General features: G+C 38.5%; 12 protein-coding genes. All 12 read right to left on the reverse strand.

Annotated features, from left to right (window positions below):
• Positions 1–31 precede the first annotated feature (31 nt).
• Complete coding sequence (locus tag HF638_RS02650; protein ID WP_169478731.1) at positions 32–1,216, reverse strand: hypothetical protein; 1,185 nt, start codon at positions 1,214–1,216, stop codon at positions 32–34.
• Between the two features lie 55 nt (positions 1,217–1,271).
• Positions 1,272–2,600, reverse strand: coding sequence for a LamG-like jellyroll fold domain-containing protein (locus HF638_RS02655; protein ID WP_169478732.1), 1,329 nt, complete (start codon positions 2,598–2,600; stop codon positions 1,272–1,274).
• A gap of 59 nt (positions 2,601–2,659) precedes the next feature.
• A complete protein-coding gene (locus HF638_RS02660; protein ID WP_169478733.1) occupies positions 2,660–4,210 on the reverse strand; it encodes a discoidin domain-containing protein in 1,551 nt (516 codons plus the stop codon).
• Positions 4,211–4,275: 65 nt separating this feature from the next.
• Positions 4,276–7,365 (reverse strand): hypothetical protein, encoded by a 3,090-nt coding sequence (locus HF638_RS02665; RefSeq protein WP_169478734.1) that lies wholly within the window; start codon positions 7,363–7,365, stop codon positions 4,276–4,278.
• Between the two features lie 3 nt (positions 7,366–7,368).
• Positions 7,369–8,055 carry a hypothetical protein gene (locus HF638_RS02670; RefSeq protein ID WP_169478735.1) on the reverse strand — a complete coding sequence of 229 codons (687 nt, stop codon included), beginning with the start codon at positions 8,053–8,055 and terminating at the stop codon, positions 7,369–7,371.
• Between the two features lie 4 nt (positions 8,056–8,059).
• Positions 8,060–8,632: a hypothetical protein gene (locus tag HF638_RS02675; protein ID WP_169478736.1), complete on the reverse strand. Its 573-nt coding sequence runs from the start codon at positions 8,630–8,632 to the stop codon at positions 8,060–8,062.
• A gap of 33 nt (positions 8,633–8,665) precedes the next feature.
• The gene (locus HF638_RS02680; RefSeq protein ID WP_211175454.1) at positions 8,666–9,286 is read right to left on the reverse strand and encodes a hypothetical protein; all 621 of its coding nucleotides are present in this window, start codon (positions 9,284–9,286) and stop codon (positions 8,666–8,668) included.
• Between the two features lie 67 nt (positions 9,287–9,353).
• Entirely contained in the window at positions 9,354–9,896 is a 543-nt protein-coding gene (locus tag HF638_RS02685) for a hypothetical protein (RefSeq protein WP_127544355.1), read from the reverse strand.
• A gap of 19 nt (positions 9,897–9,915) precedes the next feature.
• Positions 9,916–11,070, reverse strand: coding sequence for a methyl-accepting chemotaxis protein (locus HF638_RS02690; protein ID WP_169478737.1), 1,155 nt, complete (start codon positions 11,068–11,070; stop codon positions 9,916–9,918).
• Positions 11,071–11,095: 25 nt separating this feature from the next.
• Positions 11,096–11,542, reverse strand: a complete 447-nt coding sequence (locus HF638_RS02695; protein WP_169478738.1) for a hypothetical protein — start codon at positions 11,540–11,542, stop codon at positions 11,096–11,098.
• A gap of 8 nt (positions 11,543–11,550) precedes the next feature.
• The gene (locus HF638_RS02700) at positions 11,551–12,192 is read right to left on the reverse strand and encodes a phage tail family protein (RefSeq protein ID WP_169478739.1); all 642 of its coding nucleotides are present in this window, start codon (positions 12,190–12,192) and stop codon (positions 11,551–11,553) included.
• A gap of 8 nt (positions 12,193–12,200) precedes the next feature.
• On the reverse strand, positions 12,201–12,836 hold the full coding sequence (locus HF638_RS02705) for a hypothetical protein (protein WP_169478740.1): 636 nt from the start codon (positions 12,834–12,836) through the stop codon (positions 12,201–12,203).
• Positions 12,837–12,845 lie beyond the last annotated feature (9 nt).

Here is a 12,845-nt window from a genome sequence, read left to right on the forward strand (position 1 = left end):
AAATTCTAAATCAAACAATCATTTCACATGCTTATGTGATTGATGCTTTCTTGATTGGTGTTTTTGATGTATCTATTTTTTGCTTGAAGACTTTTCCCGAACCAAGCACTATTGAGTTAGGAGCAATTCCCTTCCACACTCTGATCTGACTGTTCATGTCTATTTCGTAATTTTTATTTAGCCCATGATTAATATAGTCATTTTCATTTAATGAATTTTTATTTATTACATCATAAGACATTGGAATACTAGCTATGATATTAAAGTCACCTAAAGACTTTCTTCCATTTGGATTAGCTGTGACTTCAATTTTATAGTAATCATGAGATTCATTTGTAGATAGAGGGTACTCTTTGTAAACTCCAGACACCCAATCCGTAACTCCTCTTTGCGAATCTAACACCTTCCAATCAACACCATCATGACTCCCGTAGAAATTCCAATCCTTTGGAGCATAATTGATATCTGACATACCAGCTAGGAAACCTTGAATGACATAAGAAAAGGGTACTTTTTTATTGCTTGGCATGTGCATGACTATCCATCCAGCTTCTAATGCACTTGTCTCTGAAACCCATGCAAGACCCGAACCGCTCGCTGTTTTTCTGTCAAACGCACCCCAAGCATGCCAAGTAGTGCTAGTCCTAGGATCTCCAGTAAGGGTTATGCCGCTGGCGCTGTCAACATTGGAAGTCATTATTGGAATAATGTATTCACCAGTGCGTACTTTTGGAGAAAATGATACATACTCATCTCTAGATGAAATCAAGAATTTATTCAAACCTGAAACAATTTCACCGTCAGAGTCGATGTCTATGGCATCAAGAGAGAAGTTATTGCTTGTACTTGTTGTTGTTAACTTTACTTTGTGAAAACCATATTGTAAGTTTAGTCTTTCGAATACAATTACCCTGTATTTGTTTGTAGAGTTATTTGGATTGTATGAAGATATAACCCCATCCAATTCTACTGTTACGTTATTCACTCTGTTTGACCAATACATATCAATTATTCTTAACTTTGTTCCATAGAAATAGAATTCGATTGAATTTGTTGTTGCTCCACTCAGAGTAAAGTAATGAGCTGTTCCTGCATACGTATTTGGATCTCCCGTAACAGAAAGCCAGTTGCCATTGTATTTGATGTTCTTATTTGCATCATCAACTCTTTGCCACCCAGATTCGGGATTGAGCAGTTGATCTCCTACTGTTGCCATTCAACCATCTCCTTTCAAAATAAATAGAACACACCATATAGATATGTTCATAAATTTAGCCTAATATAATCTTGTTCGCTTTGTGCTTTGACCTGTCGATTGGTTGCCTGAAAAGTTTGCCTGATCCCAGCGGAATTGAATCCTCCTTAATTTGTTGCATAATATTCAACTCTTCAACTGTATCCATTTGAAATCCTTTGTCCATACCATTCCGAATATAACTTCCCTCGCTAGAAGGACATTCTAATAGAATAGAAGGCATCAACCCATAAAACTGAACAGAAAAAATACTCACCCAAGCATTTCCACTAGTCGCTAATGTCGCTTCTAGTTTGTAATAGCTATAAAATTTATCATTCTGTATATCAAACGTCTGTATTGTTGAAGTATTCGATACTAGTGACGTTTTGGTATCAAGGGTATCCCAAGTAGTACCATTATTAGATGCCATGAATTTAAATGTCCTCAGACCAGCCAAAAAAGAATATCTTTTTACACACACAGGTTCATTGAATCTGAAACCTACATAAATTGGTTTTGACGAGTCTGGTATGAAATTAGTGCCATAAGCGGTAGTATCATCATTATCAAAAGCCTTCCAAGTGTAACCTGTCGAATAACTTGCTGATCCAATAACACTACCAAATGCATTATCATATCCATCCATCAATGGAACCAAGGGTTTGCCAACTTTTTTGTATAATGAATATGTCGTCTCTCCTGATGAAATCAAGATTTTTTTTAGAACTGGGTCAATTACTTCATTGTAAATTTCAAGCTCATCTAAAACTCCTTTCCCAAATCCACTCGCTACTGAAGCGAATCTGCCAAGTGTAAGATTGTTTGAATAAACTCCAGATTCAAGACTTAATGCCGTTCCACTATGAACTAGAACATTGTCAATGTAAATCTTCACTGAATTTGATGATAATGTTCCATCATAAGTGTACAAAAAATCGTGAAAAGAATTATCGTTATAGTGCCCACCAGCCCACCTAAAATTAAATGTACCTGAAGTTCCTCTTGATACTTGAAACACTATTCCACTAGGATTAGTTGCGAATAAGAATCCTCGTTGTGCAGATGTTCCTCCACAATCAATAATAGCAATATCTGTACTTGGGATATCAGAGTATTTAAACTTAAAACGAATACTTTTTTTACCTACAGGTACTACTGGAGCATTAAAAATAACATGGCTATTTGTTCCATTGAATGATCTTGCATTTCCACTGAGTCCAGTTACTACATTTGATCCATTATTAGTCCCAATAAAAGAATCTTTACTATCCACCAAATTTCCAGATTCTTCATCCATCTTAAACCATGCAACTCCACATTTATCCATCAAATATTTTGTATATGCAGGATTATGACTTATCATTTAAACAGCTCCTTTCAAAATAATATAGAACACACCATATAGATGTGCTCCTCATAAATTTAGCTAAGTGTAATTTTATCTACTCGGCGTTTTGACATGTCAACTGTGTGTTCAAAGGTCTTGCCTGATCCAAGCGCAGTATTTCCTTTTTTTAAATTTTTCTTTGTTTTTAAAATTTGATTGAAATCATTTAAATCTCCTACACCACGATTCAAAAAATCTGTTTCGGTTGCAGATTCCATTTGAACTAGATAAGATGGTTTCATTTCAAACATTTGAAGTTCATATATAGCTGGTAAAGTTACACCTGAGCTGAGCACAGTAATATAGAGCCTATAATAAATATAAGATTTTCTATTCGGAATAACATAATCCAATACACCACTAGCTCCTCCAACAATTGAGTGAAGAGTGTCATAGTTAACACCATCATTACTTCCTTGAAATTCATAGTTACGAGGATAATAAGTTGTGTTTGTAACATAAAGCCTGTACTTTACTATCACTTTTGGTTTTATGAATTTATATCCTATCCACTTTGGCATAGTAGTAGGAAGAGTGTTGTTTCCCCATCCAGTACTTAAACCTCCATCGAATGATTCCCATCCAAAAGTTTGAGTTCCATTAGGCGTATTACTTACAAGAACCTCACCTTCAGGAGTTGTATTGCTCGTCATTTTAGGTATGGAGGTTGTTTCTTGAATTCCATCGTTTATTAGAGAGTAATACTTATCCCCTGACGAAAGTAAGAATTTACTATGTGGATTTCTAAACTCACCTGTTGAATCAATCTCAATTGAATCGATAGCTAAAACTTTCCCTGTCTCACTAGATGGAATTGATATTTCTACATAATGATATTCTAATGCTAAATCAGTAATTTCAAAAACCATAACTTGGTCTAGAGCACTCGCGCGGTAAGCACTATATATCTTACTTACTCCATCTATAGTCACACTATTTTTTGTTGATCTGTTTGCACTAGCATTATCATAAATACGTAGCTTAGTACCATAAAACCAAAATCCCATTTTACCAAAAGTGTTAGTTGCGGTTGAGACAAGTGTACGCCCCCATCCATTCGTATATGCGTTATTAGCATTCCAAGTTCCTTCGAACATAACGTTTAATAGTTCTGTCGTAATATCATATCTTGACCATCCTGATTCTGGAGTAGTTGATACTCTACCAAGCAAATACCCATCTGCATCAATATCTATAGCGTCAAAAATAAATAGTGCAGTATCCACCGTTTTTATTTGTACTGTGTGTACACCCTCTGTTAGCCCTGAAATATCAAAAACTAAAGCTTGTGTTAATCCACCGCTTGTGGATGTCTCATTAATTGTGCCGCGAAGTGTTCCATCAATAATTACTTGTGTTGTTGTTGTCCTGCCAGCTAACCTTGCACCTATAATTCTTATCTTTGTGCCTTGAAAACTAAAGTTAACGGTAGCTCCATTGGTTTGCGTAAATGTAGCTGACCCATTATAATTGGAAGCCAAGGTCTCTGTTTGCCAAGTCCCTGTGTAGGTAATTGCAGAGTATAAGTTATCATACCTTCTCCAACCATCTTCTGGTTGTGGTAGCCTTTCCCCCAAAGTTGCCATATAAACATCTCCTTTCTAATTGAAATCATTAATTTACATACAAAAAGAAGTAGAGCATCTAAGCCCTACTTCACACTTATATTCGTTATTTCAAAATACTTTTTCAGATCGATACTCTGTTTAAATAACTTACCTGATCCTAATGATCCATTGGCAGTCATGGTCTGAACGAAATCTTCGTTTTTCCTATCAAATACAGATAGATCATCCATTCCGTCATTAATAAAAGTGTCTTCTGAAGGTAAAGTTGCGGATATTGTATTCCATTTGGACGGAATTGCAGGAACAGCATTTATTCTTTCCATCAACTCAATCTGCCATACTGAAACGTAAGAGGTGTCGCCGCTATTTAGTGTAATTCTTATGCGATAGCAAAGATAACTGTTGACATTGGCGAATGTGAATTCTTTCTTCGTATTCATAGCCCACCCCGTAGTTCCTGCTACAGAGTCAAGCGTAATCCAGGTTCCATCAGAACCGTTTGTACTATTATTACTACCTTCTAGAATCCAGTCTTTTGGACTTCTTGTGAGGGTAGAAGTATTGTCTGATGGGGGTAATATAGTGTATTTGGTTATAACAATAGGTACATCAAATCTATAGCAAATCCACCCAGTTCTTGCATTGCATATCCATGCCATGTTACCCGAAGGTTTATCGCTAAAAGCTTGCCAAGCATCATATGTACTCGCATACCCACTTGCACTTGCAAATCCAGAAGGCGTGATGCTTGATGTCATTGGTGGAACGCTATCGGTGGATGCATGTGTTTCAGGTATTTCAGGCGTTCCAGCGTAAAGCCTTTTATACGATCCATCGTAATGGATAAACGATCTGTTCATGGGGAGAGTCACTACTTCCAAGACAGGACTAAATCCAGCAGAGGAACTATTATTAGAAATTGTATAACTTGTTTCTTCGACTTTAGCATTACCTCTTACGATTCTAGCGTTTGACGTAGAAGGAGTGGTAGTGCTTGTCCAAGTCACTCTCTTCCAATTCCATACTTTGTCGTCTCCAGCAGTGATTTTTCCATTTAAAGTAGAGTTTACAATATACTTATCCCATTCATTATCTTTATCTGATGCATTTATTCCACCTGTCAATAAACGAATTGAAGTAGCGATTTCTTTATTTCCACTCAATGAAATTGGAACGCCACCAACCATACCACTTGCATTTATACTATCCCAGCTAATAATTTGGATGAGCCGATCAGCCACCAATATCTTTCTGCCATTCCAATCTTCAACCATAATAAAGTAGAAGTCACCATTTGGAGTCGTGGTACTTGCAATAGGAATAAGATCAGATGATTGCTTCCCCAGTCCACTAAATGACCCAATTGTATTTACTGTTAAAGCTTGATAATTGCATCTAATACGCTTTCCAACCTCAAGTTCGGAAATACTTGTTACTTCGTCTGGATGAAACAATCGTCCATCAGAATCAATGTCTACAGCATCAAGAGCCATAAATTTATTTGTTGAAGAAGTTGATTTATTCACCATTTCTATTCGATGTTTTGCTTTCGGCAATCCCACTATTTCAACTAGAAGTACTTGCGCCAATTCTGATCCTAGTTGCGAATGAGTCCCATGCAATTTCCCATCAACGTAAACTTCGATTAAATCACTTCGATTGGTATATCGCGCTCCAATTAATCTTAACTTAGTTCCCTCAAAGTCAAAGACAATCTTGTCTCCTATTGTCGAAGTGTAATTAGAGTATCCATTGTATGCACCAGCACCAACACCGTTAGTGAATGTTCCAACATATTGAATTGAAGATTCACTATCATCATACCTTTTCCAACCCTCATCTGGCATGGTCAATTGAGAACCAATAAGTCTTATCATACGTCCAGTTGCATTAATGTCTATGGCATCAATATGAAAATTACTTGCGCCACTAACTTTCTTAACTATAACTTCATGAATTCCATCAGTTAAACCTAATTGCTCAAAAGCTATCCTTTGAGGTTGATATTGAATAGAAGATGATGAAGTTGATAAATTGATATATTGTATGACTCCATCAATACTTACTTCAACATTTGTGTCATATGCACTACCATACTCTGCAATGAGTCTAAGCTTGTCTCCTGTGAAAGAAAATTTTAAATAATTCCCAATTACATTACTATACTTAACAGAACCTCCTTCGAATACACGTCCTGTGGAATTAACTACTGTCTTCCAATCTGTACCTAAATACAGTGCGTAGTTATCCGTGTCATACCTAGTCCACTCTCGTTCTGGTGTTGACAGTTGTTGTCCAACCCGCGCTACCAAATAACCATTATCATCTATGTCTAAAGCATCAATATCCAATCTCCAATCTCCGTTAGTTCCGCTCATAAACTTAACTTCATGAATACCTAATGGTAGATTAGTTTTCTCATAGGTTACTTTCTGTCTTTCGTCTGCTGTTGTTGGCATTCTTGGATTAAACTTCTCAGTAACTCCATCAATGATCACTGAATTATCATTTGAAAAAGCCGGACCTATGCTTGATATTAATCTAAGTTTGGTTCCGTAAAATTTAAACCTAATTTCAGTGTCACCTTTTCCTTGAGATGTATAGTGGTGGCTATTGTTGTAAATACCTTGATTTGCTCCTGTATAAGCAATCCAATTCGCTCCAAGATAAGCAAAAGAATCGTGTGTATCATCAAATCTTCTCCATCCTGTTTCAGGGGAGGTTAGAGCGTGTCCATACAGATACCCCGTTTCATCAATATCTATAGCATCTAAAGTGAAATTTATACGATTATGACCTGTTGCAATAGTAACCGTGTGAAATGCAAGAGGTAATCCAGTCTTTTCATACACTATGGATTGCTGAAGGCTAGGGGAACCTACTGCACGAAACGCACTATACATCTCTGTTACACCATCTATCGTGATATAGTTATCAGAATGCCTATCTGAGTAAAAGTCAGAGATAATCCTAAGCTTTGTTCCGAAAAAAGAAAATGTAACATAGTTATTGTCGACAGCTCGGCTAGTTACTCTTATACTGCCACCATAATAAACTGTATTGGATGGGGATGGGGTGGTCCAAGTTCCTGTATACTTTAAGCCAACATGTGTATCATCATATCGTCTCCATCCCGATTCTGGTAGTGCCAGTTGATCTCCTACTGTAGCCACATACTACACCTCCTTATATTCAAATACTGGACGAAATCCAATATAGTTTTGAGATGCCGAAGAACCTGTAAAAGCTACACCACGATTGTCTGACCTTGATTCATATCCACGTACAATTCTTGAAGTATTAGTTGCACTTAATGTTGTTCCAGCATTTGTAGTCCATCTGCCAATCGCTGGAGATTCTTTAGCCCAAGAAAAAACATTAAAATGATGCCAAACATTATCGTCATTGGGCTTTACTTTCCCACCCAAACGACCATTTTTGATATACTCATCCCACTCATTAATTGTAGGGAATGCTCCCAACCCTAAGTCTTTCATGCTCAGTTTTCCATCCTTGTCTGCATATCCTACTCCACCAGATATACTACGGACAATTCCTGAGACACCACCAAAGGTTTTAGGCAAACCTTCGATAATCTTATTTGCATTCATTGAATCCCAAGTGACAGTATGATGTCTAATGCGATCAGAGATTAAAAGACCTTTATCTACTTTAATAGCGTACCAGTAGTAGTTATTTAAACTTGTAGTACCAACCAACCCATTTACAGGTATTTCGTTTATTCCTAGAGTGCCATCTATAAATTGCTCTCCAGAAGAATCATATCTCCATACAATATAGTCGCCAATCTCCATATCACTTATATTCGATCTCAATACGCCTGTAGTCGCTGGAACTGCCATAAAATCACCCCTTACTCACTCTGATTCTATCTACTTTTTGAAATTTCGCTTTTTCAACCTTCTGACGTAACACCATGCCTGTTGGAGTGTCAGATACTCGTTCCATGTTCAATTGATATATTTTCTTTAAGCCTAGTGAACCATTTTCACTTTCAATAAAAGGATTACTGTATTTATCCTTCTGATTAAAATCGTCTATGTAAAAGTTCGAATATTTCTTTTCTGCAAAAATCTCAATTTTCACCTTCGCATACTTTGCAGGAGATTTGGACACAGCGCTATTAGATGAGACTTCCTCATACTCCAACCACTCAAAGCCGTCTTCAGATGTACTCCAGTAAATCTTGTATGCTGCGCCCCCCGCAACATCTACCTTTGCAGCCACACCTTTAAATGATGCGATCTTATCTTGAATCCGAATGGGAGTGGACTCCCAAGATCCAGTAACAGGATAGATTGAATTCCCGTCCGCATCATGACCCAGTTCTCTTAATTTCAACTTCTGATCCTCAACTATCGTATCTTGAAAAACACCTACAGACAGATCTATATCTAGTAGAATTTCTTGAATCGCCATACTCTCACCACCTATCTCATCTCAAAATCCAGCTCAACGAATGTCCCAGTTTATGATCCCAGCATGATTTGCCTTCAGAGGGGCTATGATTCGATCTACGACAAATCCATTTTTACGAATAACGAGTTGCCCAGGCAAATCCATGTTAGAAGAAATTTTTATCTGAAAGAATACAGATTCCTTTAAAGGCAGGGAACAAACGCATTGGAAATTAATTTGTGCATCATTCAAGTTCATTGTTTTTTTGTAACCAAAGTTAAAACATTCAATCGTATTTCTGAAAGCCCCTGAATTCCCTTGCCCTGAAAATCCAGCCATATTCGCTTCTGAGGATCCATTTTTGAATTGGATGATGTCATTGTACACAAATGTTCTCCCGGTTAAAGGGTACTCCTTCTCCTCACATTCATAAGATATGGAGTAACGATCAGCATTAATGTAAAAGACCCCATTAGCAACATTGTAATAAACTTGGGATCCTTGGCCCATCAATCCGAATAACACCAACTTCTCTTTGTTGATGTCATAAAAGCGGTGCGCATGTTGTGTCTGAAGATCATACTCACTCAGATATGTTCCATCATAATAATCAGCAATCCATATATAAGCTTGAGATACAGGTGAACGAGAGTACTGTTTCTGACCTAAAATCACAGTTTTTCCTCCTCATAGATAAATAAAAAGACAGGCTACAATAGCCTGTCTGCATCATTAACTTTTCTTACACGTAACGATAGGAGATACGTTTCTTGAACTCTTGTTTACCACTACGAGCATTCAAGGGTACTTCACATTGAATAGACAGCGTTACATAGTTACCTGCGGCGTCTTCTTGATCTCCATTATTATTAACTCCCAATATCTCTTTTGCACCCGGTACTAGCGGTGTTGCATAAGGTGTTCCAGTATGATCCACCGTAGTTTTGCCCGTAGTTCCAATTGGCTTCGAAAAGTCCTTGCCTACACGAGAGCTCTCTTCATCCAAATCGTTCTCCCCAAGTGAGTCCACTTGCACATGAAACCAGTTGTTTTTAACAGCTTCAATATCGTATTTAACCGTATCACCAGTCCCCCCATCCATATCCCGTGTTGTAAAGGTGCAATCCTCCATTTTGGACACATCTGTCGCACCACCTTTATTGTTCCACACATTAAAAATACGAATTTCACTTTTGGTATCTGCATCAATAACACCATAATCAAACGGTGCTACAATCTCCTTGCTGTGTGTTGCGTCCATCCATGTAATAATTGGTTGTGTCATAATAATCAATCTCCTTTTTTTATGTTCTTATGGTTAATTGAATTGTAAGATGTTGAATATCAAGTCCTGCTTTGATAATTTGAATCCGAAATAAATCCCCTGCCGAAACTTGTTTGTTACTAAACTTTGCCTTTTTGTTGTCAACATGAGCTAGTGCATTAAACTCCAATGGAGATTCCATAATATCCACCCAGTTGATTAGATCTCTGGATTTCTCAATTCTGATCTCCGTCTCTGTTTCTCCATAGACACCACAAAAACCCTTCACATCCAGGATCTCACCATGGAATGGGAAAGGAGCTACTACCCCTATGACTTCCTGAAAGACATAAGACTCTTTGCAAAATACAATTACGCGGTCTTGGACTTCCAGTGGAATTTCGTTTAACTTCAAATGCTCTGCCACACTCATTAAGCCATCCCTATATGGATTAACCACCTGCAAATTCTGGCCAAATAAATCAATCTCAATCCAGTTGTTTCCATCATAACGATATCTTTTGCCATCCTTGTAAGTTTGGACCGTCCATCCTATCTCAGGAAAAGGGTAGGTGTCCCGCAGTTCACGAAGATCCGATACCGGACTTTTATACACGAGTCGAGTCGTTTGATAGGCATCTTTTGCTCGATTCGCAGCTTCTATCGCTTCATCTGCTGCCTGGTTGGCATGATCCGTAGCACGCCGGGCTTGCCCTGTTTGGTCTATCGACTGCTGAATGACTTCTTCTACTCGTTCCATCGCCAGCTGCGTCTCATCCAGCTTACGCTGTGATTCTTCTATAAAATCTTGCAATGTTTTGATAACATCCGGATTACGTGTAATCATTGCATAGATTCGTGAAGCAGGATACATAATGAGTCCTCTACCTTTATAGCGACATAGATGAACCCTCCCTTCTTGAGAAGGGTGAAATTGAATGGTACCCATGCCATAATGAACGAGAAACTCATTCTCTGCCAACTTCTGTTTTTTCTCATATACATGTTGGTCAATCTCAACAAAACCACTAATAACAACCTTATCGGTAGATGAAGGGATTTCAAGTAAAGTGATCATGCTATTAATGACAGGTAACGAATCTGTTCGATCCACATATGGATCTACTGCATCCCCCTTGCGGGCAATAATTGTGAGGGGATCATTATACTGCATATGTGTATGTAAATTTGACAATAGTTCACCTCCTTTCGTTCAATACTCAGTTTGTATATACATTGCTGCTTCCAGTCGTGATTCGGGCCGAAGTCCCCAATGATGTGGTAACTGTTGAATTGACACTGCCAATGGCTTTAGCTCCTGCAAATACAGTCGTACTCCCTGATGCAACTCTCCCCTGTCCACTGCCCGATGTTGCGGGTCGTATGTTAATATATCTTGTTGAACCATTACTCGTTGGTACAGCAGGACTTGCGGTCCATGTATCTGGAGAAGGGTCGTTCACACATGTAACTGCCCGTCCGTTCACATATACCGTGGAGTTGGATGCTGTCCCCGATGAGGTTATGACTGCATTGGTGCTTCCACTACCAGCTGATGTCCAGTAGCCTCCCCATTCTGTAGGAACCCAATTTTCAATGTCGTATGTAACATGCCCACTTTTACTTGTCTGACTTACACTTGAACCGTTATAAGCTACTCCAGTCATATAACCTCCTACTGTAACAACTTGAATTGATATCTGAACTGGATTCGTGCATCTCCACGAACACGCAAAATATTTTTCCCCACAGACAAACTTAGAAATTGATCGTTAAAATCCTTATATCTATACGTTACGGGAAGAGAGGATTCTATATGTTGTCTCTCGTTATCCACATACACTTCCTCATCATGCACCAGATTCTTGAAACGAAACACTTCAGCATGCTGAGACTGATTGTCAATCTGAAAATCACCGTTCCCTTGCTTGTGAATCCAAATTTCAGGCTTACAGACCTGATCTCCTATATTGAACAGCACAAGAACCGGTTCAAACGAAAAAGTGATTTCTTTCAATTTCGGTGATTTACTCAAGTCACTTGTATCAAACAAGACACGATACATAAAATGGTGCTGATCGACCGCTGTGTCTTCATTCAGTCCAGGTACAATCCCATCATTAATGCACGTTTCCCAAGAACTCCATTCCATTCCATCCATTGAATGTCTCGTCTGTACGGTAATTCTGGAACTCTCCGAACTAGCTTCACTAACCCAACTCACCCGACTTAACACGCCTCCCGATTCAATAGGAATCTGAATTGGACGAGATTCATAATGACCTTTCTGATGTGTTACTGACAGCCAATTAGCCATATAAACACCTACTCAATCTTCCCAAAAGGTCGAAACCAGGCAGCTGAACCGATTTCTTTCCATTTTGCGATTCGATGGGTGGACCAGACTGCATTCTTGTCATACGTTGTTGTTCCATCAATTGTAGTCCATATTGGCTCTTGATCACCGGACTCTCCTGCCTGGATACATATGTAGTATCTGCCGTTATCTATTGAAGGCAGCACCATATCATTTTTCTGATACAGGGTGGTTGAAGCCCATTGACTCGTTGCCCGAATATCCTGAAATTCAGACCCTTCTGATATTGGGAAAACAGGTTCCCGATAACCGGAGTAACCGGACTGGATGCATTGATACACATGACCATTATCCACCGTTGGCACGATGTAATCTCCATTTTTGTAAGAATGTACACTCTCCCACTTGGGAGCAGCTTTACCCGTACGTGTGTTTACCCAGCCATAATAACTGCCATATACGCAGTTGGCATTACGTAATGTCGCATTTTGCAGATAATCTCCGCGAATAGGGATGTCTGTTACAAAGTCATCGGATATCTGGTCCAACTTTTGAAAGTTTTCACCCAAATCTCGAATGGTGTTCTCAATCTCATCTGTAAACGCTGGTATTTTTAATTGAAGCTTGGATGTATTTGTTGACATAATTCTCTC

This window comes from Paenibacillus sp. SZ31, assembly GCF_012912005.1.
GTDB lineage: Bacteria > Bacillota > Bacilli > Paenibacillales > Paenibacillaceae > Paenibacillus.